The 21,784-nt window shown below is 70.6% G+C and carries 24 protein-coding genes and 1 tRNA gene; 9 read left to right on the top strand and 16 right to left on the bottom strand.

All coding sequences use genetic code 11. The annotated features are described in order from the left end of the window. Positions 1-19: 19 nt before the first annotated feature. Positions 20-718 carry a hypothetical protein gene (locus tag HNR40_RS49615; protein WP_184974675.1) on the bottom strand — a complete coding sequence of 233 codons (699 nt, stop codon included), beginning with the start codon at positions 716-718 and terminating at the stop codon, positions 20-22. 66 nt (positions 719-784) lie between these two features. Here HNR40_RS49615 and HNR40_RS49610 point away from each other — a divergent pair, with 66 nt between their 5' ends. The 3 genes from HNR40_RS49610 to HNR40_RS49600 all read left to right on the top strand — a co-directional run bounded on the left by HNR40_RS49610 (position 785) and on the right by HNR40_RS49600 (position 1,932). Further along, positions 785-928, top strand: a complete 144-nt coding sequence (locus HNR40_RS49610; RefSeq protein WP_184974673.1) for a hypothetical protein — start codon at positions 785-787, stop codon at positions 926-928. A 61-nt stretch (positions 929-989) separates the two neighbouring features. Beyond that, positions 990-1,217 (top strand): hypothetical protein, encoded by a 228-nt coding sequence (locus HNR40_RS49605; RefSeq protein WP_184974671.1) that lies wholly within the window; start codon positions 990-992, stop codon positions 1,215-1,217. A gap of 79 nt (positions 1,218-1,296) precedes the next feature. Then, positions 1,297-1,932 (top strand): class I SAM-dependent methyltransferase, encoded by a 636-nt coding sequence (locus tag HNR40_RS49600; RefSeq protein ID WP_184974669.1) that lies wholly within the window; start codon positions 1,297-1,299, stop codon positions 1,930-1,932. Between the two features lie 36 nt (positions 1,933-1,968). Here the strand turns inward: HNR40_RS49600 and HNR40_RS49595 are convergent, their stop codons facing one another. From HNR40_RS49595 to HNR40_RS49585, 3 genes are all read right to left on the bottom strand, one after another. Further along, the gene (locus HNR40_RS49595) at positions 1,969-2,541 is read right to left on the bottom strand and encodes a DUF305 domain-containing protein (protein WP_246510786.1); all 573 of its coding nucleotides are present in this window, start codon (positions 2,539-2,541) and stop codon (positions 1,969-1,971) included. A 67-nt stretch (positions 2,542-2,608) separates the two neighbouring features. Continuing rightward, positions 2,609-2,938: a hypothetical protein gene (locus tag HNR40_RS49590; RefSeq protein ID WP_184974665.1), complete on the bottom strand. Its 330-nt coding sequence runs from the start codon at positions 2,936-2,938 to the stop codon at positions 2,609-2,611. Positions 2,939-3,015: 77 nt separating this feature from the next. Then, on the bottom strand, positions 3,016-3,222 hold the full coding sequence (locus HNR40_RS49585) for a heavy-metal-associated domain-containing protein (RefSeq protein ID WP_184974662.1): 207 nt from the start codon (positions 3,220-3,222) through the stop codon (positions 3,016-3,018). 117 nt (positions 3,223-3,339) lie between these two features. Here HNR40_RS49585 and HNR40_RS49580 point away from each other — a divergent pair, with 117 nt between their 5' ends. The 3 genes from HNR40_RS49580 to HNR40_RS49570 are packed head-to-tail and all read left to right on the top strand — an operon-like array spanning position 3,340 to position 7,001. Beyond that, the gene (locus tag HNR40_RS49580; protein WP_184974659.1) at positions 3,340-4,494 is read left to right on the top strand and encodes an NAD(P)/FAD-dependent oxidoreductase; all 1,155 of its coding nucleotides are present in this window, start codon (positions 3,340-3,342) and stop codon (positions 4,492-4,494) included. A gap of 12 nt (positions 4,495-4,506) precedes the next feature. Further along, the gene (locus HNR40_RS49575) at positions 4,507-5,322 is read left to right on the top strand and encodes a F510_1955 family glycosylhydrolase (RefSeq protein ID WP_184974655.1); all 816 of its coding nucleotides are present in this window, start codon (positions 4,507-4,509) and stop codon (positions 5,320-5,322) included. A 26-nt stretch (positions 5,323-5,348) separates the two neighbouring features. Beyond that, positions 5,349-7,001, top strand: a complete 1,653-nt coding sequence (locus tag HNR40_RS49570) for a VanW family protein (protein WP_184974652.1) — start codon at positions 5,349-5,351, stop codon at positions 6,999-7,001. 1 nt (position 7,002) lies between these two features. Here the strand turns inward: HNR40_RS49570 and HNR40_RS49565 are convergent, their stop codons facing one another. Both HNR40_RS49565 and HNR40_RS49560 read right to left on the bottom strand, forming a co-directional pair. Continuing rightward, on the bottom strand, positions 7,003-8,895 hold the full coding sequence (locus tag HNR40_RS49565; protein ID WP_312896837.1) for a hypothetical protein: 1,893 nt from the start codon (positions 8,893-8,895) through the stop codon (positions 7,003-7,005). A gap of 117 nt (positions 8,896-9,012) precedes the next feature. Next, positions 9,013-10,467: an MFS transporter gene (locus tag HNR40_RS49560; protein WP_184974649.1), complete on the bottom strand. Its 1,455-nt coding sequence runs from the start codon at positions 10,465-10,467 to the stop codon at positions 9,013-9,015. A gap of 94 nt (positions 10,468-10,561) precedes the next feature. Here HNR40_RS49560 and HNR40_RS49555 point away from each other — a divergent pair, with 94 nt between their 5' ends. Next, entirely contained in the window at positions 10,562-10,843 is a 282-nt protein-coding gene (locus HNR40_RS49555) for a metal-sensitive transcriptional regulator (protein WP_184974646.1), read from the top strand. Between the two features lie 3 nt (positions 10,844-10,846). Here HNR40_RS49555 and HNR40_RS49550 read toward each other — a convergent pair whose 3' ends face one another. The 3 genes from HNR40_RS49550 to HNR40_RS49540 form a co-directional block, all read right to left on the bottom strand. Continuing rightward, positions 10,847-12,130: a M1 family metallopeptidase gene (locus HNR40_RS49550; RefSeq protein WP_312896836.1), complete on the bottom strand. Its 1,284-nt coding sequence runs from the start codon at positions 12,128-12,130 to the stop codon at positions 10,847-10,849. Next, entirely contained in the window at positions 12,127-15,816 is a 3,690-nt protein-coding gene (locus HNR40_RS49545; RefSeq protein ID WP_312896835.1) for a Pls/PosA family non-ribosomal peptide synthetase, read from the bottom strand. Before HNR40_RS49545 ends, HNR40_RS49550 begins: the two co-directional genes overlap by 4 nt. Positions 15,817-16,428: 612 nt before the next feature. Next, positions 16,429-16,800 carry a DUF5997 family protein gene (locus HNR40_RS49540; protein ID WP_184974640.1) on the bottom strand — a complete coding sequence of 124 codons (372 nt, stop codon included), beginning with the start codon at positions 16,798-16,800 and terminating at the stop codon, positions 16,429-16,431. A gap of 55 nt (positions 16,801-16,855) precedes the next feature. On the opposite strand from HNR40_RS49540, the gene HNR40_RS49535 reads away from it, so the two are divergent. Both HNR40_RS49535 and HNR40_RS49530 read left to right on the top strand, forming a co-directional pair. Then, complete coding sequence (locus HNR40_RS49535; protein ID WP_312896834.1) at positions 16,856-17,563, top strand: LysR family substrate-binding domain-containing protein; 708 nt, start codon at positions 16,856-16,858, stop codon at positions 17,561-17,563. Between the two features lie 68 nt (positions 17,564-17,631). Continuing rightward, a complete protein-coding gene (locus HNR40_RS49530; RefSeq protein ID WP_184974637.1) occupies positions 17,632-18,222 on the top strand; it encodes a DUF4240 domain-containing protein in 591 nt (196 codons plus the stop codon). Positions 18,223-18,290: 68 nt separating this feature from the next. On the opposite strand, the gene HNR40_RS49525 is transcribed toward HNR40_RS49530, so the two are convergent. The 7 genes from HNR40_RS49525 to HNR40_RS49495 all read right to left on the bottom strand — a co-directional run bounded on the left by HNR40_RS49525 (position 18,291) and on the right by HNR40_RS49495 (position 21,343). Beyond that, positions 18,291-18,362 (bottom strand) — tRNA-Val (locus HNR40_RS49525). Between the two features lie 16 nt (positions 18,363-18,378). Beyond that, positions 18,379-19,320 (bottom strand): ROK family protein, encoded by a 942-nt coding sequence (locus HNR40_RS49520; protein WP_184974944.1) that lies wholly within the window; start codon positions 19,318-19,320, stop codon positions 18,379-18,381. A gap of 79 nt (positions 19,321-19,399) precedes the next feature. Further along, the gene (locus HNR40_RS49515) at positions 19,400-19,726 is read right to left on the bottom strand and encodes a hypothetical protein (RefSeq protein WP_312896833.1); all 327 of its coding nucleotides are present in this window, start codon (positions 19,724-19,726) and stop codon (positions 19,400-19,402) included. Continuing rightward, positions 19,723-20,166: a peroxiredoxin gene (locus HNR40_RS49510; protein WP_184974634.1), complete on the bottom strand. Its 444-nt coding sequence runs from the start codon at positions 20,164-20,166 to the stop codon at positions 19,723-19,725. Before HNR40_RS49510 ends, HNR40_RS49515 begins: the two co-directional genes overlap by 4 nt. Before the next feature lie 29 nt (positions 20,167-20,195). Continuing rightward, positions 20,196-20,624, bottom strand: a complete 429-nt coding sequence (locus HNR40_RS49505; RefSeq protein ID WP_184974631.1) for a DUF3052 domain-containing protein — start codon at positions 20,622-20,624, stop codon at positions 20,196-20,198. Between the two features lie 119 nt (positions 20,625-20,743). Next, positions 20,744-21,151: a secondary thiamine-phosphate synthase enzyme YjbQ gene (locus tag HNR40_RS49500; RefSeq protein WP_184974628.1), complete on the bottom strand. Its 408-nt coding sequence runs from the start codon at positions 21,149-21,151 to the stop codon at positions 20,744-20,746. A 9-nt stretch (positions 21,152-21,160) separates the two neighbouring features. Continuing rightward, positions 21,161-21,343 carry a DUF1918 domain-containing protein gene (locus HNR40_RS49495; RefSeq protein WP_184974625.1) on the bottom strand — a complete coding sequence of 61 codons (183 nt, stop codon included), beginning with the start codon at positions 21,341-21,343 and terminating at the stop codon, positions 21,161-21,163. Between the last annotated feature and the right edge of the window lie 441 nt (positions 21,344-21,784).

Genomic DNA, 21,784 nt, shown 5'->3' with positions numbered 1-21,784 from the left:
CCACCGGCCGGCGTGTCCTTCAGCCGGACACGGTGATCGTGTCCTTGTCGTCCGCCGGGGTCTCGTCCATGGGGCGCCTGCGGGCCAGCCGTACCCCTGCCAGGGCGACCACAGCGCCACCCACCCCCGCCAGCAGCAGCGCGTACGGCGGGAAGCCCGCGGTCTCACCCGTAGGAGCGGGCGCAGGCGCCGAGACCGGGGCGGGCGCGAGAGCCGACGCTGCGGCGGGGGCGGCCACTACCCGGTCGGCGGAGCCGCCTGCCGGGAAGCCGGGCGGGCGGATCGCGCCCCAGTAGTCCTTGCCGTCCCCGCGCAGGTCCTCGGGCGCCGGGTTGATCTTCAGCCCACCGGGCACGGTGAGCGTGCCGACGTCGTGTTCCTTGAACAGTCCTTGGATGCCCTCCACCTTCCACGTGCCCTTGGGGACGGCGATCGAGGTCACGTAGTGGCCGGCTTCGGGCTGCGCCGTACCGTCGAACGTCATGACCTTGCCGTCGGCGGCGGTCAGCCGCAGGCCCGTTTTGCCCAGGTCGCCGTCGAACGGGTGCGTGCCGTGCTGCAGCACCCAGAAGCCGACCGTGTAGCTCGTGCCGGGCTGGAACTGTGCCGGCAGCGGGTCCAGGTACGTCATCGCCCAGCCGCCCGCGTTCGCGGGGGTCGCGAGCCAGCCCGCCGCCAGGACCAGCGTGGCGGAGAGCACGAACAGGAGTCTTCTCATGACTACACCTCCGCTGCTTGTACACCGCCAGCGGGACCGGAGGTTCCGGGCCGTAAACTGGCTCGCATGTATGAAGTCGTCGCCGCCCTCGTCCCGCCCGCGGTTGTGGCCACGGCCTTCCTGCTCGGGGTGCGTGCCGTACTCAAGCGGGAACGTGCCGACCGCGAACACGAGCGCTCCGAGTCCGCCACCCGACCGGCGGCCCAGTAGTTAAACCCGCTGCGAGGACGCAGAATGGAGGGGACGGCGAGGGAGCGAGGAGTCCTGCCCCGTGCCCGCCCCCAACCGCGAGAACCTGGCAGCGATGCTGGACGTGCTCGTGTACGAGAACGTGCTGATCGCCTGGCGGCGCCTGCCGTTCGGGCGATACGAGATCGTGTCCAGGGACGGCGAGGAGATCATCCTGTCCAGCGCCCACGCGGAGACGTGGGCCGTCGGCGCGTTCGCGGTGTATCTGGCGCTGGTTGACCAGGGGCGGATCAGCCCGCGCATGCCATGAGTTTCCCGCCGCGTTCCCGATCATTCGCGCCGGTCACGACGTAGGTTGGGCGGAACGTCGTTGGGAGATGTGGAGGATCATGGCCGAGGACGAGCGCCCCAACCGGATTCATCAGCTCTTGTTCGGAGCCATGTCGCTGGCGGGGCCGAGGGTTCAGCGGCGGCTGCTGCGCGGGTATTTCGATCTCTGGCACATCCGCGCCGATCCGTGGAGCGTCACGGTGGACGCGTACGAGCGGGAGAAGTACAAGGCGACGCTGGACCAGGTGCCCAAGCGTGACTACACCCGGGTCCTCGACGTGGGGTGCAGCGAGGGCTGCTTCACGATGCTCGCCTCCGCCGCGCACCCGGAGGCCGAGACGGTCGGGGCCGACATCTCCCACCGCGCCCTGCGCCGGGCCCGCGAGCAGGCGGCGCGCACCGGGTCGTCGGCCACGTTCGTGCGCCTGGACATCCTGACGGAGGACGCCCGCGGGCCGTACGACCTGATCTTCGTGGGCGAGCTCCTCTACTACCTGGGCAACACCCCGGCGGTGGCCGACCGGCTCGCCGGGCTGCTGGAGCCGGGCGGCCACCTCGTCCTCACCCACTCCCGCCCGCAGGCCCGCCTCCTGCACACCCACTTCGACGGCCACCCCCGGCTGACGAGCGTGTCGAACGAGGACGGCGAGCACGACGGCCGCTTCTTCAACGTCGCGGTCTACGAGCGGACCTGAGGGTTTCCCGGAGATACCTCCGGGAAACCCCCGCGGTCAGAGGCGTTCGAGGAGCGCGCGCATCTGGGCAACCTCGGTCTGCTGCGCCGTCTCGATGGCCTTGGCCAGTTCCTTGGCCTCAGGGTCCGCGCCCTGCTGCTGCTCGGTCCTGGCCATCTCGATCGCGCCGTTGTGGTGGGCGATCATGAGCTCGGCGAACATCCGGTCGAACGCCGCCCCCTTGGCCGCGGCGAGCTTCTTCATGTCGTCCTCCGACATGATCCCGGGCATGGCGTGGTCCATGCCGCCGGTGGGCAGCGGCTTGCCCCACTCCTGGAGCCATCCCTGCATGGTCTGGATCTCCGGGTCCTGCGCCGCCTTGATCTTCGCGGCCAGGTCCTTGATCTCCTGGTCGGCGGCGCGGCCGACGGCGAGGTCGGCCATCTCGACCGCCTGCCGGTGGTGCGGGATCATCATCTGCGCGAACATGACGTCCGCGTCGTTGAACGTGGCGGAGGTGGCGGCGGCCGGTGTGGGCGCGGCGGCCGGCGGCTCGCTCCCCCCACAGGCGGTGAGCAGGACGAGCGCCCCCGCTCCGGAGGCGACGGCCAGCGAGATCCGGCGAGACATGCTGATGAACATGGTGAACTGAACTCCCGTCAAAGATGAGATAAGGCCTGATGAACACCAGGTCGGCCTATATGCGCATCACGGAGAGCTCAGTGAGCCGAGGCGGCGCCCGCGCCACCTCGCGCACCCGCCACGTACGGCGGACGGCCCGCAGCGGCCACGGCAGCATCCCGGCCCACACGACGGCGAGCAGCAGGAACACCATCGACGTCAGGACGGCCAGGCACACCACCCCGGGATCCACCCCCGGCAGCCCGCCCACTTCGCCCAGGGCCACGGGCGCCTGGGCCACGGCGGCATGCCCCTTGTCATGGGTGAGGTGGCCGAGCGTGTGCATCCCGCACACCCCGACCACGAGCAGGATGAGCAGCAGCGACCGCCCGAGCCGAAGCAGCATGCTCACCCCCATGACAACTACTAGAAATAGTAGCAAGGGCCGGACGCGCCGGCGCCCGGCCCCATCCCCCACACCGTTCAGACCACGACGGCCTCGTAGCCCACCTCTTCCACCACGTCGATGATCCGCGCGTCGGCCACACCGTCGGCGGTCACGGTCACCCGCCCGGTGGCAAGCTCCACGTCCACCTGGGACACGCCGTCAACCTTGCCGATCTCGCCCTTCACCTTGTTGGCGCAGCCGTTGCAGGTCATCCCGGTCACCGCGAACGTCGTCGTGCTCATGTCGTCCCAACTCCTTCTCCATAGATACCCCCAACGGGTATGGTGAGCAACATACGCATCCAACAGCCGGGAGCGCAAGTCCTGCCTACATACCCATAGGGGGTATAGTCCTGGCTCATGCGAACCCTCAACAAGATCATCGTGGTGGGCGCCTCGCTGGCCGGCCTGCGCGCCGTGCAGACGCTGCGCCAGGAAGGCTTCGACGGCGAGATCACCCTGGTCGGCGCCGAGACGCACCTGCCCTACAACCGGCCGCCGCTGTCCAAGGGCCTCCTGCGCGGCGACGACGACATCCTCCTGCCCGGCGCGGGCGAGCTGGACGACTCGTGGTCGCGCGGACGCACCGCCGTACACCTGAATCCCGCGACCAGAACGCTCACCCTCGACGACGGCGCCGAGCTCGGCTACGACGGCCTGGTCATCGCGACCGGCGCCCGCCCGCGCCCGATGGCGGCGGCGCGCATGCTGCGGACCCTGGAGGACGCGCTGGCCCTGCGCGCCGAGCTGGAGCGCGGGCACGAGCACGTGGTGGTGGTCGGCGCCGGGTTCATCGGCGGGGAGGTCGCCTCCACCGCCCGCGAGCTGGGGCTCAAGGTCACGCTGATCGACTCGGGCCGCCGCCCGATGCTCGCGGGCCTGGGCGAGGTGGCGTCGGCGTGGCTGGCCGGGCTGCACGAGCGCGGCGGGGTCGAGCTGGTCTCGGGCGTGCGGGTGCAGGCGGTCGAGGAGGGGCGGGTGCGGCTGGCCGACGGGCGGGCGATCCCGGCCGGCCTGGTGGTGGCGGGCCTGGGCGTGGTCCCGAACACCGAGTGGCTCGACGGCAGCGGGCTGCCCGTCGACGACGGGGTGCTGGTGGAGGAGACGCTGTTCGCGCGCGGGTCCGCGCGGATCGTGGCGGCGGGTGACGTGGCGCGCTGGCCCCACAGCCTGTACGGCGGCGCCACGGTCAGAGTCGAGCACTGGTCCAACGCCAACGACCAGGGCGCCGCCGCGGCCCGCAACCTGCTGGCCGGCCCCGAGGAGTCCCGGGCGTTCGACGGAGTGCCGAACTTCGCGACCAGCGTGCACGGCAGCCGCATCCAGACCGCCGGCCTGCCGCACCTGGCCGACACCGCGACGGTCGTGGCGGGCGCGCCGGAGGAGGACCGGTTCGCGGTGGCCTTCACCCGCGAGGACGTCCTGGTCGGCGCGGTGGCCGTCAACTCCCCCAAGGACCTGATCAAGCTCAAGCGCCGCATCACGGCCGGACAGCCCATCTACGACGACCAATAGTAGTATCTGGCCATGCCCAGAACCCTCGCTTGCCTCCTCCTGGTCCTGACCGCCACCGCCTGCGCCCAGGAACGGCCGGACCCCGGCATCGGCCACGTCCACGGCGTCGGCGTGGACCCGGCCGACGGCGCGGTCTACCTGGCCGCCCACTACGGGCTGTTCAAGGTCACCGGCGAAAGCAGCGCCCAGCGCGTGGCCGGGCGGGTCCGGGACCACATGGGCTTCACCGTGACGGGCCCGAAGACGTTCCTGGCCAGCGGCCACCCCGGCGAGGACACCCCCGAAGCCCCGCCGAACCTGGGCCTGATCCGCACGACCGACGCGGGCGCCACCTGGACCACCGTCTCGGAGGAGGGCGGCGCCGACTTCCACGCGCTGGAGCCCGCCGGCGCCGACCTCTACGCCTTCGACAGCGTCACCGGCCGGGTACGCGCCAGCGGCGACGGCGGCACGACCTGGACGCAGGGCGCCGCGGAGCAGGTGAACGACCTGGCCTTCGCGGGCGAGCGCCTGTACGCGACCACCCCGGACGGCCTCAAGGTCAGCGCCAACCGCGGCATGGACTTCGAGCCGGTCGAGAAGGCGCCCCCGCTCACCCACGTGGCGGCGGCCAAGGAGCTGACCGGCGTCGACACCGGCGGCCGGATCCACTCCAGCGACGACGGCGGGCGTTCGTGGCGTCCGGCGGGCGCCCTGCCGGGCCCCGCGGTAGCCTTCGCCGCGATCGGCGAGAATCGCCTGCTGGCGGTCACCGAGGACGGGATCGTGCACGACTCGGGCGACGGTGGTGGCATGTTCAACGTACTCTTCAGACCGGCGAATACCTGATGCCCGGAGAGACCTGAATGCCCAAAATGCCGAAAACCCTCGTGATCCTGGCCGCCGTGCTCGGCGTGGCCGTGCTGGCCTACGCCGTACCGGCGATCATGCTGGCCGGAGAGGTGCCTCCGGACACCAAGGTCGCGGGCGTGGACATCGGCGGGCTGTCACCCGAGGAGGCGCGCTCGCGGCTGGAACGCGAGCTGCGCCCGCGCGCCACCCGGGCGATCGAGGTGACGGCGGCGGGCAAGAAGACCCGGCTGGAGCCGGTCGAGCTGGGCCTGTCCGTGGACGTCGCGGCCACGGTGGCAGCGGCGATGGACGGCGCCTCCACCCCGGTCGGGGTCGTGCGCTCGATCTTCGGCAGCCGCGAGCTCCAGCCGGTCGTCAAGGTGGACGAGCAGGCGCTCACCGAGCGGATCACCGCCCTGGCCAAGACCGTGGACCGCAAGCCGAAGGAAGGCGTCATCTCCTACCAGGGGCTGGAGCCGCGTACGGCGATGCCGAAGAAGGGGCTGGCCCTGGACCGGGCGGCGGCGGCGAGCGCCGTACGCGGGGCCTTCCTGGGCGACGGCGGGCCGGTGGAGCTGGTCACCAAGACGTTGCCGCCTGCCGTACCGGCGAAGGAGGTGCGTGAAGTGGCCTCGACCACGGCGCGCACTGCCGTCGCGGCCGACTTCACCGTGACCAGCGGCGCCCGCGAGGCGGCGATCACCCGCGCCGAGCTGGCCGCCGGCCTGAGCTTCACCGGCGACGGCGGCACGCTGAAGCCGGTTTTCGACGCCAAGGCGGTGGCTCCCGGTCTGGAGAAGCGGCTCGTCGAGGAGGGCCACCTCCCCCGCGACGCCACCTTCAAGATCGTGTCCGGCCGGCCGAAGGTCGTGCCCGCGCGCGACGGCAAGGGCATCGACGACAAGGAGCTCGGGACGGCCGTGGCCGAGGCGGTGGCGGCCGGCGAGCGCACCGCCAAGGCTCCGGTCAAGGTCACGCCGGCCAGGCTGACCACCGAGGCGGCCGGCAAGCTGGGCGTCAAGGAGCGGGTCTCCTCCTACACCTCCAACCACCCGTGCTGCGCGCCGCGCGTCACCAACATCCACACGATCGCCGACATCGTGGACGGCCACGTGGTGAAGCCCGGCGAGACGTTCTCGCTCAACGGCCTGGTCGGCAAGCGCGACAAGGCCCGCGGCTTCGTCGAGGCGCCCATGATCCTCAACGGCCGCTTCGTGGACGACGTGGGCGGCGGCGTCTCCCAGTTCGCCACCACGATGTTCAACGCGGTCTTCTTCGGCGGCTTCCAGGACGTCCAGCACATGCCGCACATGTACTACATCTCGCGCTACCCGGCGGGCCGCGAGTCGACCGTCTCCTACCCGCAGCCCGACTTCCGCTGGAAGAACGACTCCAAGTACGGCGTGCTGATCAAGACCTCCTACACCTCGACCTCGATCACCGTGCAGTTCTGGAGCACCAAGCGCTACGAGGTCGAGTCGCAGAGCTCGGCCCGCTACAACGTCAAGAGCTTCCCCACGCTCAAGGAGTCCGGCCCCAAGTGCCAGCCGATGAGCGGCGTGGAGGGCTTCACCATCGACGTCTGGCGGATCTTCAAGCGGGACGGCAAGGAGTTGCGCAGGCAGAAGTTCACCACCGTCTACCAGCCCGAGCCCAAGCTCACCTGCACCACCTGAGTCAGCGGGGCTGGTAGACGCAGCGCTGCCCGGTCTGGACGGTGGCGCGCAGTTCGGCCCCGATGACCGGGTCCGCCTCCGCGATCCGGCCGATCGCCCGCCGGATCGCCTTGCCCACCGAGATCCTGGCCCGCTCGTCGGTGCCGGCGAACGACCGCGTCCGCCCGCCCAGCCCCGCCGCCGCGGCCAGCTCCGTGACCAGCCAGTCGTGCTCGGCGCGCAGCGCCGTGGCGCGTTCCAGATCGTTCATGGACTCCAGTTCGTCGATGTCGTCCTGCAACTGGCCGAGCCGCTGCTGGTAAGCGCGCTTGGCCTCCTCGTCCAGCAGCGGCTGGGTGGAGACCGCCTCGGTCGCGGCCGGCCCGGTGACCAGGTCGCCGGCCCGGACCTCACGCCCGGGGTTGGCCAGCAACGTCGCCAGATGGCCCATGCCCACGCTGTGGTCCACGTGCGCGCAGCGGGCGCCGAACTCGAACTGCCACTGCGCCCCGCGCCTCCTGCACACCACCTTTCCGGTACGGCGGGCCGTACCGGAAGGCGAGGCGGGCAGCACCATCCCCATCTCGGCCGCCTCCTGCGCGGCCAGTTCCAGCTCCCGCTCGGCGGGTTCGCCACGCAGGGCGAGCGCCTGGCCGAGCCGCCAGCGCGACAGCGCCACGGCCGGCCAGTGCCCGAGCGCCAGGTTCGCGCGGACCGCCTCGCCGAAGTGGATCACCGCGCGGGCGATGTCACCGGTGGTCAGGCTGGCCACGCCCAGCGGGTGGTGCACCGAGCCGAGGCAGGCCACGCCCAGGCTGGTGATCGCCGGCAGATGGGCGTAGGGCCGCAGCAGCTCGTAGGTCTGGGTGGACAGGTCGGCCTCGCCCAGCAGGTGGGCCGCCTCGGCCACGCCGTACAGGGTGGTCAGCCACACGCTGGAGCTGGGCAGGCAGGCGAGGTCCTGACCGCGCAGGCGCGCCAGCATGTTGGCGGCCAGGCGGGTTTCCCCGGCTCCCACGGCGGCCGTCGCGGTGGCGGCGAGGTAGGAGTAGTCGAGGACGCCGAGCACGGAGGAGTTCACCAGTTCGGTGAGGACCGGCAGCAGCTCGGGCAGCCGCCCCTGGTACCAGCGGACGATCGTCACCTGGCCGCTGGGCCAGCCCGCCGCGTCGATGTCGCCGGCCCGCGCGCCGCGTTCCCCGCTCTCCGCGGCGAGCTGCTCGGCCTGGGCGAAGCGGCCGGCCCTGATGGCGAGCATCACGTCGATCGCGCTGACGATGAAGCCCACGGCCAGGTGGTCGGTCTCGTCCAGGAGCGCGCGCAACTCGTCGAGCGAGCGTCCGGCGTGCGGGTGACCGGCGAGGAACAGGTCGACGGTCCGCCACATCAGCCCCATCATCAGGTCGCCGCGGCGGCCCGTCCTGCTGGCCTGGCCGATCAGGTCCTCGGCCAGTTCGTGGCGCAGCACGCCGTGCTCGGGGCCGAGGACGCAGTGGTGGGCGAGGCTGAGCGTCTCGGCCAGCGCCACCGGGTCGCCCGAGTGCCTGGCCTGGGTGAGCATGGCCAGGATCCCGGCGTGGCGGCCGGAGCGGTAGTCCTCCTCGCCGCAGAGGCGGGCGCGCAGCCGTAACGCCAGCGGCGAGCGCGGGTCGATCAGGGTCAGGGCATGGCGCTGCCGGATGCGGATCGTCTGCGCCTCGGCGGCGGTGCGGTGCTCGTGCACCCAGATGCCACCCAGACCGAGTGCCGCCCTGGCCAGCGCCACGGTGTCGCCGTCGCGCTCCGCCTCGTGATAGGCGGCGTCAAAGTGGTGACGTGCGGCGTTCAGATCCCCGTCAGCGTGCAGAGCACGCTCACCCTCGATCAGAGAGATCGTCGCGGTCCCGCATGCCCCCCGTTCTCGCACCGTGCTCACAAGTCAACCCTCTCCGGTTCATGTGATTACGGGGCCCCCTTAGTTGAAGATGTCACTATATTAGAACTTCCGTCTAGAGCCGAGCGATTATCCGGCCTCGGCATGTTTCCCGGAATGTCAGTGGCCGTGCCCGTGCCCCACGGTGACCCCGGACGGCTTGCCCGCGGGCACCAGCACCGACGAGACCACGGCCGCCACCGCGGCCACGATCACGCACAGCAGCAGCGCCCCCGTGAAGCCCTCGATGCCGACCGCCCCCGGCGCGAGGCTCGCCGCGGCCATCGTCGAGACCACCGCCACCCCGATCGACCCGCCCAGCTCGTGGAAGGTGTTGATCACGCCCGAGGCCACGCCCGCCTCACCGGCCGGCACGTTGGCCATGGTCGTGGTCGTCGCCGTGACGAACGCCGGTCCGATCCCGAACGCCGCCAGCACGAACCCGGGCACCAGCGTGGTCCAGACGCTCGCGTCCGGCGAGATCCGCATCATCAGGGCCGCCCCGGCCGCTGTCAGCGCGAACGACACCAGGGCCACCGGCCGCCCGCCGACCTTCCCGACCAGCCGCCCGCCGAGGTGCGCCCCGAGCGTGATCGCGACGGCCACCGGCAGGAAGATCAGCCCGGTGGCCAGCGCGTCGTAGCCGAGGACGTGCTGCAGGTAGAGCGAGCTGACGAAGAACAGTCCGAGGAGCAGTCCCGTGGCCGCCAGCATCACGAACGTCCCCGAGACCACGGCCCGCCTGGCCATCGTCTCGGCCCGCATCAACGGCGTGCGCACGCTCCGCTCGACCAGCACGAACAGCCCATACCCGAGTACGGCGCCGCCCAGCGCGGCCAGCGTGGAGAACGCGCCCCACCCGGCGTCACCCGCGCCGACCAGCCCGTAGATGAGCAGCCCGGTGGCCAGCGTCACCGTCACAGCCCCCGGCACGTCAACCCGCCGACCGGAGGCACCCGCCTCATCCCGTCCCACCAGCCGAGGCAGGACCGCCTCGTCCCGCTCCACGAGCCGAGGCAGGACGGCGAGGACGGCCAGCGCGATCGGGACGTTGACGTAGAACACCCAGCTCCACCCCGGCCCCGCCGTCAGCAGCCCACCGGCCAGCACGCCGACGGCCGCGCCGGACCCGCCGATCGCCCCCCAGACGCCCAGCGCCCGGTTGCGGAGCTCGCCGTGGTAGGTCCGGGTGATCACGGCCAGCGCGGACGGCGACATCAACGCCGCCCCGACCCCCTGGAACGCCCGCCCGGCGATCAGCGTCGCCCCGTCGCCCGCCACCCCGCACACCAGCGAGGCCGCGGCGAACACCCCGAGCCCGGCCAGCAGCGTGCGCCGCGCCCCGAAGGCGTCGGCCAGCCGCCCGCCGAGCACCATCAGCCCGCCGAACACCAGCGTGTACGTCGTCACCACCCAGGTCAGCGCCTCCCGGCCGAGCTTGAGCTCGGTCCCGATCGTGGGCAATGCCACCTGCACCACCGTGATGTCGACGATCAGCATGAACTGCGCCAACCCCAGCAGTCCCAGTACGGCCCAGCGCCCCATGACCATCACCTCCACAAGTCGAACATTCATGTTCAAGTTATGGAGACCCTACCCCCGTAAGGCATGAGAGGAAATACGGTAGGGGGGTATTGCGTTGCGAAAGGTGACGAGAGGACGGGGTCACGTGAACGGATACACCGAGAACAAGCAGGAGCACCTACGGCGGCTGCGCAGGATCGAAGGCCAGGCCAGGGGCCTGCAGCGGATGGTCGAGGACGACAAGTACTGCATCGACATCCTCACCCAGGTGTCGGCGACGACCAGCGCTCTGCAGTCGTTCGCCCTGGCACTCCTGGAAGAGCACATGGCGCATTGCGTCGCCGAGGCCACCCGGAAGGGCGGCGAGGAGGCGCAGCTCAAGGTCAAGGAGGCGGCCGACGCGATCGCCCGCCTCGTCCGGTCCTGAGGTCTACGACAGCGGCGGGAGCCGTTCCGAATAGAGCCAGGACAGGAAGAACGTGTCCAGCGGCTCGGGGGCGTAACGGCCGGCGAGCTCGGTGAAGCGGCCGGTGCTGACGGTGCCGTGGCGGTACCCGTCGGCCCACTCGCGCAGCACCGAGCGGAACGCCGGCTCGCCCAGCACGCCGCGCAGCGCGTGCAGCGTGAGCGCGCCGCGCTTGTAGACGCGGTCGTCGAACAGGCGCTTCGGCCCCGGATCGGCGAGCACCAGGTCGGCGGGCTGCGCGCTGAGCGCCGCGTGCCAGCGGCGCGCGTGCGAGGCGGCGCTCTCGCCGCCCGACTCCTCCGACCACAGCCACTCGGCGTAGGCGGCGAAGCCCTCGTGCAGCCAGATGTCACGCCAGTGGGCCAGTGTCAGGCTGTTGCCGAACCACTGGTGGGCCAGTTCGTGCGCCACCAGCCGCTCCTCGGCGAGCTGGCTCGGCCCGAAGATCGACATGCCCTGGGCCTCGACCGGGATCTCCAGGTCGTCCTCGGTCACCACCACCGCGTACTCCGCGAACGGGTAGGGACCAAACCATTCGGTGAAGACCCGCATCATCCGGTCCTGCCGGGCCAGCGCCCGCCGCGCCCGCACCGCCGCCGACGCCGGCACGGCCAGCCGCTGCGGCACCTCGCCCGGCAGGTCGCCGAGCTGGTAGCGGCCGATCTGCACGCTCGCGAGGTAGGAGGCCATCGGCACCGCCTCGTGGTAAACCCACGTCGTGCGCGAACCCGCCCGCCGCGTCGAGGTGAGCCGCCCGTTGCACACCACCGTGTACGGCGTGGCCGTCGTCACCGCGATCTGGTAGGTCGCCTTGTCGGAGGGCCGGTCGTTGCACGGGAACCAGGAGGACGCGCCGGTCGGCTGGCTGGCCACGAGCGCGCCGTCCTCCAGCTGCTCCCAGCCGAGCCCGCCCCACGGGCTGGGCACCGGCCTGGGGTTGCCCGCGTACCGGATCTCCACCGTGAACTCGCGCCCCTCGGGCAGCCGCCCGCCGGGCGTCAGCCGCAGCTTGCCCCCGCCGTGCGTGAACCGGCAGCGCATGCCGTTGACCAGCGCCTGGGAGACGTGCAGCGGGCCGAGATCGAGCCGCACCTGCTCCAGCGGCTCGGCGGCGACCGCGTCCAGCTTGGCGACGCCGGCCAGCCGGTTGGGCCCCGGCCGGTAGTCGAGTGCCAGATCGTAGTGCCGGACGGAGTACCCGTCGTCGCCACGGTCGGGGAAGTACCGCACCATCCTCCCGTCGATCACGCTGCCTGATGCCACGCGGCGACAGGGTTGCCGTACCACCGGGTCCGCGCGGGCAGCGACTCGCCCCGCATCACCAGCGAGGCGGGGCCGATCGTGGTGTTGCTCCCGACCTTGGCCGCGGGCAGCACCACCCCGTGCGGGCCGAGTGTGGAACCCTCAGCCAGCTCGACTGTATCGATGCTCATCACCCGATCGTGGAACAGGTGGGTCTGAAGCACGCAACCGCGGTTGACCGAGGCGCCGTCACCCAGGCTGACCAGGTCGATCTCCGGCAGCCAGTAGGTCTCGCACCACACGCCCCGGCCGATCTTGGCGCCCAGGGCACGCAGCCAGACGTTCAGCCCCGCCGTACCGAGCCATGAGGTCGCGAACCAGGGTGCGGCGAGCACCTCGATAAAGTTGTCCGCCAGCTCGTTGCGCCAGACGAACGCGCTCCACAGCGGCCGGTCGCCGGGCCGGATCCGGCCCATGAGCGCCCACTTGGCCACCACGGACACCGCCGCCGCCGCGAACCCGGCCCCGGCCAGCACCACGCCGCCGAGCAGCACAGCGGCGACCGGATGGAGGTCGCGGGCGATCGTGACCAGCGCGGTGACGACGAGCACCGCCAGCGCGGCCGTGGCGATCGCCGGAACCACCCGGCACACCTCCACGAGCGCCCGCGCCACCTTGAAACGCGACGGCGGGTCATAGGTACGCCCCGTATCGCCGCTCTGAGCGGTCCTGCGCAGCTTGACCGGCGGCATCCCGAGATAGGAAGAACCCGCCTTGGCCTTCTTCGGCGCCGCGGACAGCACGCCGACCAGCCCGTCCTTGGGCACCTTGCGGCCGGGCGCGGTCATGCCCGAGTTGCCGACGAACGCCCGCTTGCCGATCCGCACATGGTCCAGGCGCATCCAGCCGCCGGACAGCTCGTACGGGGCGACCTTGGTGTCGTCGGCCAGGAACGCGCCGTCGCCGACCTCGGTCATCGAGGGCAGCGCGAGCACCGTGGACAGCTCGACGTCGCGGCCCACCTTCATACCGAGCGCGCGCAGCCACATCGGGGTGAGCCCGCTGGCATACAGCGGGAACAGCCACACCCTGGCCATGGACATGAGCCGCTCGGTCGCCCAGGCCTGCCATGCCGTACGGCTGTGCACCGGGTGGCTGCCCGCGCGCAGCCCGATCGACAGCAGCCTGACGGCCACGAGCAGCAGCAACGCCATGCTGACCATCGAGACGACCGTCGCCGCCGCGATGCCCGCCGGGCCGAGCACGGCGATCCCGGGCAGCACGGCCACCAGCGGGATCAGGCTGAACGCCATCGCGGACACGCCGTAGGCCACACTCCACCGGCGGTACCTGCGGGGCGCCGGCGCCTTGGGCGTCAGCTTCCCCTTCCGTACGGCCGGCGCCCCCGCCCACCGCTGCCCGGCCGGGACGTCGCCGCCGACCGCCGAGCCGGGGGCGATCTGGGCGTTCTTCCCGATCCGCGCGCCCGCCAGGACGATCGACCTGGCGCCGACGGTCGCGCCGGCCCCGATCCTGATCTCGCCGAGCCTGAACAGGTCGCCGTCCAGCCAGTAGCCGGTGAGGTCCACCTCGGGCTCGATCGCGGCGGCCCGGCCGAGCTTGAGCATGCCGGTGATGGGCGGCATCGTGTGCAGGTCGGCGTCCTCGCCCACCTGCGCGCCCAGCGCCCGCGCGTAATAGGTGATCAAGGGCGCCGAGGCGAGACCGCTGGCGCCGAGACCGGCCGCCATCTGCTCGGCGAACCAGACCCTCAGGTGGGTGGCGCCGCCCCGGGCGTACACGCCGGGCTTGACGCCGCGCAGGACCAGCCGCGCCGCGCCCGCCGCCAGCGACAGGCGGCCGAACGGCGTCAGGAACAGCAGCGCGCCCGCGATCACCCACCACCAGCCGACCGCGTGGACGTTCGTCAGATTGCCCACCGCGAGCGCGCCGACCACCCAGGGCATCGCGCGCACGGTCAGCAGCGGCAGCATCAGCGCCGTCTGGACCAGCGCCGCCCGGCGCGGCATCGGCAGCACGACGCGCGTGTTCTCCTCGGCGGGCGGCTCCAGCTCTTCCAGCCGGTCGGCCAGCCCGCTGAGCGTCGGATGGTCGTAGAGGTCGGCCACCGCCACGTCCGGGTACCTGCCGCGCAGCGTCGAGACCAGCCGCGCCGCCGCCAGGCTGGTGCCGCCCGCGGTGAAGAAGTCGGCGTCGGGCCCGCCGACCCGCTGCCCCAGGACGTCCTGCCACTGCTCGGCCAGCCACGCCTGGAGTCCGTCGAGGTCGGCGGCCTCCTCGTCGTCGTCATCGAGCGGCCAGGGCAGCGCGTCACGGTCGATCTTCCCCGAAGTGCGCGTGGGCAGGTGATCCACCACGGCCAGCCGGGGCACGAGGGCGGCGGGCAGCACGGCTTCAAGCTGTTCCCGCGCGTGGGTTGTTTCCCCATTTGTCACGATATAGCCGACGAGAAGCTGGTGTCCTGAGGCCGTGGTCTTGACCGCGGCCGCCGCACCGGTCACCCCCGGCAGCGCCTGAAGGGCGGCATCCACCTCGCCCAGCTCGATCCGCCGCCCGCCCAGCTTGATCTGCTCGTCGGCCCGCCCCACGAACAGCAGCCCGTCGGGATCGGCCACGACCAAATCACCGCTGCGGTACGCGCGCTCCCAGCCGAGCGACTCCAGCGGCGCGTACTTCTCCCGGTCCTTGTCCTCGTCGAGGTAGCGGGCCAGCCCGACGCCCCCGATGACAAGTTCGCCCGCCTCCCCCATGGCGACCGGCCGGCCCGTCTGGTCGACCACGGCCAGGTCCCAGCCCCGCAGAGGCAGCCCGATCCGCACCGGCTCCCCCTGGACCAGCGGCGCCGCGCACGCGACGACGGTGGCCTCGGTGGGCCCGTAGGTGTTCCAGACCTCCCGATCGGGAGTGCTCAGCCGGTCTGCCAGCTCGGGCGGGCAGGCCTCGCCGCCGAAGATCAGCAGCCGCACGCCGTCCAGCGTCTCGACCGGCCACAACGCCGCCAGCGTGGGTACGGTCGACACCACCGTGATCCCGCGCTCCACCAGCCACGGCCCGAGATCCATCCCGGTGCGGACCAGCGAACGCGGCGCCGGAACCAGGCAGGCGCCGTTGCGCCAGGCCAGCCACATCTCCTCACACGAGGCGTCGAACGCCACCGACAGGCCCGCGAGCACTCGGTCCCCGGGCCGCAGCTCCAGGAACAACCCCGCCTCGGCATCCACGAAGGCGGCCGCGCTGCGATGGCTGACCGCCACGCCCTTGGGCTTGCCCGTGGAGCCGGAGGTGAAGATGATCCAGGCGTCGTCCTCGGGCACCGGCGGCCGCGCCTCGGCCATGGCGTCGCGCCTGCTCATAATCCCCGCCGCCCCGATCACCGCCGCGACGTCCGCCTCCTGAAACACGAGCTCGGCCCGCTCGTCGGGGTCATCCGCATCCACCGGCACATAGGCCGCCCCGGCCGCCAGCACCGCCAAGATGGCGACATAGAGATCGTTGGAGCCCGACGGCACCCGAATCCCGACCCGCTCCCCCGGCCCGATGCCCATCTCGCCCAGCGAACCGGCCAGGTGCGCCACCTCTTTGGCCAGCCGGGAGTAGTCGAGGACGCTCACGCCGTCGTCCAGCGCGGGCGCGTGGGGGTGGGCAGCGGCACTCTCGTGAAGAACGTCCACGAGAGTCCGCGCGCTCGTACTCCCAGCGGCGGACAGGAAGACGGCATCCTGCGGAATCACGGCATTGACCACCAAGGCTCACCTCATGCGTAGACGATGCGGGCCCCGGTACGTGACCTCACGCGATCGGTTGGCGGGTCGCAGCCCGTAGCGACGCTCCCCACGCCGCCGAGCCTTCAACGATCCCACGTAACCCAGATATTTCCCAATCCACGCGGGTTGTCGCACTTTTACCGGTCATTCGCGAGTCATTCAGTTTTGTTGACCGGGCGTTTTCGCAGCTCGTTCCCGGGCGGCCATCCGCGCCTCGCCAGGGAGACACCTCGTCGCTCGGAGACGGCATGCGGCCGGAACGCTGTCCGCCGCCGTTGTTGGGCGGGCTGGGCGGCGGCGTTGTTCGGCGTTCGGCGGCGTTCGGCGGCGTTGTTCGGCGGCGTTGTTCGGCGGGTCTATGGAAGGCCCGGGAATCCGCCGCCGGTCAGCCCTGCTTGGCGGCGTTCCCGCGGACCGCTTGGCAGCCCGCCCCTCCCGACGTGGGCTAGCGCCGCCGGTCAGCCCTGCTTGGCGGCGTTCCTACGAACCGCTTGGCAGCCCGCCCGATGGGGCCGCCGATCAGCCCTGCTTGACCTTGAGTGCTTCCTTGCGCAACTCGGCCTGGATGGACCGCTCGCGCTCCAGCCATCCCGGGTTCTCCACCTTCAGCGCCTCGATCTCGGCGGTGGTGAGCGGCTCGGTGATGCCACCTCTGGCCAGACCGGAGATGGAAACCCCGAGCTTCGCCGCGACGACCTGCTTGGGGTGCGGGCCGTTGCGCCGCAGGTCAGCGAGCCAGGTAGGCGGCTTGGACTGCAGCTCGTTCAGCTCGTCCCTGGAGACGACGCCCTCCTGGAACTCGGCGGGAGTCGCCGAGAGCAGGACACCCAGCTTCTTGGCCGCGGTCGCGGGCTTCATCGTCTGGGTGGTCTTCGTCTTGGGCGAGGTCATGTCGCCAAGCGTAGTCACTCGGAACGGGCTCTCCTGACATAGGTACCCTGGGCGGGTGACTGCAGGGGAGAACGGTACGGGGTTCCGGCTGGCGTACGCGCCAGGGGTGACCCCCGCGAAATGGGCCAACATCTGGGCAGAGCGAAAGCCCGACGTTCCACTCACCCTGCACCAGACCACCGCCACCGAAATCGTGCCGATGCTGCGCGAAGGCGGCGCCGACGCCGGATTCGTCCGCCTGCCCGTAGACCGGGACGGACTCAACGTGATCCCCCTCTATCTCGAGACCACAGTGGTAGTGGTGCCGAAGGACCACGCGGCCGCCGCACTAGACGAGGTGACCATCGCGGACCTGGCCGGCGAAGAGGTACTCCAGCCACTGGACGACCCGATCGAGTGGACCGACCTGCCCGGCGAACCCGCGTTCACCCGCCCACCCACAACCGGCGAGGCCGTGGAACTGGTAGCCGCCGGCACCGGCATCCTGCTGGTCCCCCAGTCCCTGGCCCGCCTCCACCACCGCAAAGACCTGACCTACCGCCCGGTGACGGACGCCCCGCAATCCCAGATCGGCCTGGCCTGGCTCAAGGATGCGACAACCGACCTGATGGACGACTTCATCGGCATCGTCCGCGGCCGAACGGTGAACAGCACGCGCGGCCGTACGACCTCACCCGCAAAAAGGCCAACACCCCAAAAGCCCCGAAAGCCCACCCAGCCCCGCTCCACCAACCGAACCAAGAAAGGCCACCGCCCCCGCTGAAATTACCGGGGCCCGGTGGGTCTACCCGCAGTGGCCAGCCCTCCTGTGCCATGCCATGATCACGCCCCATGGACATCGACGCCTTCTGGGATCTGATCGAGCGATCCGCCCACGAGAGCGAGACGAAGCAGGAGCGCCTGCGATGGCTCCATGAGCGACTCGTGACGCGACCCGCCGAGGAGATCGCGGATTTCGCCTCGTGGATGCAGGAGGCCCGCCTCAAGGCGGACACGAACCTGGTCTGGGGTGCGGCATATGAGCTCGACCTGGTGGGCGGCCTCGACAGTGTCTGGTACTTCCAGATGTGGCTGGTCGGACTTGGACGGCAGACCTTCGAACGAGTCACAAGCGATCCGGACAGCCTCGCCGAGGTGCCGGCGGTCCAGCACTATCTCTACTTGCAGAGCAACCGCATCCCACGCACCGACGAAGACTGGCCGGAGTTCGAGGAACTCGACTACGTGGCCGGCAAAGCGTGGATACGGGTGACGGGCAAGGATTGGGACGCCCTTGCGGACATCCTCCAGGCTCGAGGCTACGTGCTGAACGGTCTGCCCTCTCCGACCGACGAGGACTGGGACCCGGACGACCCGGAGGAGTCAGCCCGCAGATTCCCCCGATGCACCAGCTACATGCGCCAACTGTACGGCCGAGCCTAGACCACCAGCACGAGCCATTGGTCACTCGGCGACGGCAGACAAGATCGGAAAGAAGGTGTAAGACCAGGTGGACGATACTGGGTTCGAACCAGTGACCCCTCGCTTGTAAGGCGAGTGCTCTACCGCTGAGCTAATCGTCCCGAACGGCACTACACCTTACGACACCAACGGCGCCGAGCGCACATTGACGGTCCAGCCGGGGCCGAGGTCGGGGCGGCCGGCGGCGCGCCAGCCGAGCAGGGACGCGCCCAGCATGCCGGCGTCCACGCCGAGCGCCGCGGGCACCAGCGGGGGCGCGTCGCGGAAGGCCAGGCGCTTTACCAGGCGGGTGCGTACCGGGTCGAACAATGCGGGGCCCGCTTCGGCCAGGCCGCCGCCCAGGACGATCATGCTGGGGTCCAGGAGGAGGGTGTAGGTGGCCAGGGCGAGGGAGAGGGCTTCTACGGCCTCGTCCCAGACTTCGACGGCCAGGGGGTCGTCGGAGGCCACTACCTCTTCGGCCTTGACGCCTGACAGGCCGGCGCGCTGGCTGTAGCGGCGGCCCACGGAGGCGGCCGACGCGTAGGTCTCCAGGCAGCCGAACTGGCCGCAGGCGCACTGCTCGCCGTCGGGGAAGACCGGGATGTGGCCGATCTCGCCGCCCCATCCGGCCGAGCCGCCGTACGGCTCGCCGCGCAGGATCAGGGCTCCGGCGATTCCGGTACCGATCGGCAGGAAGAGGAAGTCGTCCACCCCCTGCCCGGCGCCGAGGACGTTCTCCGCCAGGCCGCCGGTCTGTACGTCGTGGCCGAGCCGTACCGGAACATCCAGAGCGGTGAAGTCGGCGGCGGGGACGTCGCGCCAGCCGATGTTCGCGGAGTAGACCGCGGAGTTCTCCGAGACCAGCCCGGGTACGGCGAGGCCGACCCCGGACGGGATGCCGTCACCGGACGCGGCGAGATGGCTGATGAACTCGCGGATCGCCTTCACCGCGGCGTCCGGACCCTCCTCGCGGGGGGTCGGGCGGCGCTCGGTGAGGAGCACCACGCCGGACTCGCTGACCAGGCCGCCCTTCATGGACGTGCCACCAACGTCGAGTGCGACGACGAACGAACTCATTGCGGACACGAAAGGAGACGATAGCGCAGCTCAGCATATGTCCGGAAAAAATGTGGCCGCCCTGAGACAACCATCCCCGTCACGCCCGGCCCAGCACCCGGTTCAGAGCGGCCTCGACCTCGGCCGACAGTCCCGGCGGCGTTTCTGGCACCAGCGGATCCCCCGATCGCGCCTGCCGGACCGAGCCACACGAGCGGCATTCGACCTCGCCCAACCGGCAGATCAACGCGCTGGACCCGCAGGTGCCGCACGTGTCGAGGTCGAGGTCGTGCAGCCGTTGACAGTCCGGGCAGATGAGCACCTGGGACTCGTCGCGCACCCCGCGCTTCCAGGGGCTCGCACCGCGTACCGGGTCGGTCTGCCGGGCCCCGCAGTTGTAGCAGGGCATCGCATCCTCCGTTGTCACGAAATCTCGGCGAGTGCCTTGGCATAGTCGGCTACGTCACGCGCCGTGCCGATCGGGTTCACGACCGACCAACGGACCACGCCCGCGCCGTCGATGATGAAGGTCCCCCGCTGCGCGAGCCCCTTCTGCTCATCGAACACACCGTACGCCCGCGCGACCTGTCCGTGTGGCCAGAAATCCGACAGGAGTGGGAATGTGTAGCCCTCTTGGTCCGCCCATGCACGATGGGAGAAAAGAGAGTCCACGGAGACAGTCAGAATTTGCGCGTCCGTGACAAAGTCCCGCAAGGCCGACAACTCGCTGTTGCAGACGTTGCTGAAGGCCAGCGGGTAGAAGACCAGCACGACCTCGCGGCCCCGGAAGGCGGAGAGCTTGACCGGGGCGCCGTGCTGGTCCTGGAGTTCGAAGTCGGGAGCTAGGGCGCCTACCAGTGGGTTCACACGGCCATCATGGCAGGCGCTCTGGCTCCCTAGCGTCGGCCCTTGGGGCCGACGAGTCTGGTCCCCGACCAATCGGGTGCGGCGGAGATGCTGCTCGTCTGCGAAAGGCCCGCGGTAGCGGCATCCTCCCCGATGTCGCTCGGCTCCACATGGCCGTCGCGACCGGCCTTGGGAGTCAGCAGCCAGATCTGGCCGCCCTCTGCGAGTGATCGCATGGCATCGCTCAGAACGTCGAAGAGATCGCCGTCACCGTCGCGCCACCACATCAGCACCACGTCTACGACGTCGTAACTGTCCTCATCGAGCAGTTCGTTGCCGGTCAGGTTCTCGATTGACGAACGAAGCTCTTCGTCGCTGTCCTCGTCCCAACCGATCTCCTGCACCACCTGACCCGGCTTGAGGCCGAGTCGTTCGGCCAGGCCGCGCTCGCCCTGCGCCTGACCCGCGGTCGCGCTCACGTTTATCCCTCCTGCTTGAGTGGCCCCGCATTTTGCGGTTTATCGCTTCGGGACAGTCCACACGCTGTGACCCTCAGTCGTCAACGGTCGCCACGGGTACGGCGACAGGACCGTCCGAATCAACCCGACAAAAACGACAGACGAACGTGGCGTTCACGGTTGTCGACGTTCAGGTCAACGACCGAGATCGACTGCCAGGTTCCCAGCGCCAGCCGTCCCCCGAGGACCGGCACCGTCGCGTATGGCGGAATCAGCGCGGGCATGACGTGCGACCGTCCGTGACCGCGCGAACCGTGCGCGTGCCGCCAGCGATCGTCCGCGGGCAGCAGGTCGGCCAGGGCGGACAGCAGGTCATCATCACTGCCCGCGCCCAGCTCGATCAGCGCCACCCCGGCGGTCGCGTGCGGGACGAACACGTGCAAAAGCCCGTCGCCGCCCTGCTCGCGCGCGAACTCCTCACACTGCGGGGTGATGTCGTGCACCGTCTCGCGTGACCCGGTGGTCAGCGAGATGATCTGGGATTCCACACGGAAATCCTACTGAGGCACAACGACCGCATCAGGGCCGGGAAAGACCAGACCCGTGTGCCCGTCGTCGAACCGTACGATGTACGGCGGTCCGCCTTCCGTCCCGCGAACCTCGATGATCTCTCCGCGCCGGTCCCCTTCGCCAACGGTGTTCCCGTGCATGAGGAGCCGGTCGCCTACCGTCGCGTTCATACCTCACACATTGGTACGACAGGCGCGCTCGGGAAAGAGGCGCAACCAGCACTCCCATCAGAGCGGGCCCCAATCCTGACCCAAACGTTACCTCCCCCAAGATCAACCAGCGTGTTTCCGCTTCAAGATCCCTTCAGGATCAAGCCCGCCCTTCCGTTACGGCGGTGCCGCCCCCCACGCCACCCGCCGCCGTGAGCGGGCGCCGATCGTGGGGGTCGCTTCTCACGTCGGACGTGGTCCCCGCCGTCACGACCCTTCGTTCTCCACCTCCCACGGCCCCGCCTCTCGCCACCCCTCCCCCTTGCCGCCTCACCCCTTGCCCTCACACCCTTCGCCATCCGGCGCCCTAGATGGTTGATTCCAAGGCGGCTGCTTACGATCAATGGTCGTAGGCGGTGAGGGATCGGGCGGTGGGCTGGCCGGTCTTGTCGTTGTGCCAGA

The sequence above is a fragment of the Nonomuraea endophytica genome, assembly GCF_014203235.1.
Taxonomy (GTDB): domain Bacteria; phylum Actinomycetota; class Actinomycetes; order Streptosporangiales; family Streptosporangiaceae; genus Nonomuraea; species Nonomuraea endophytica.
The sequence above is the reverse complement of the archived record's forward strand: the minus strand, read 5'-3'. Positions and strand labels throughout refer to the sequence as shown.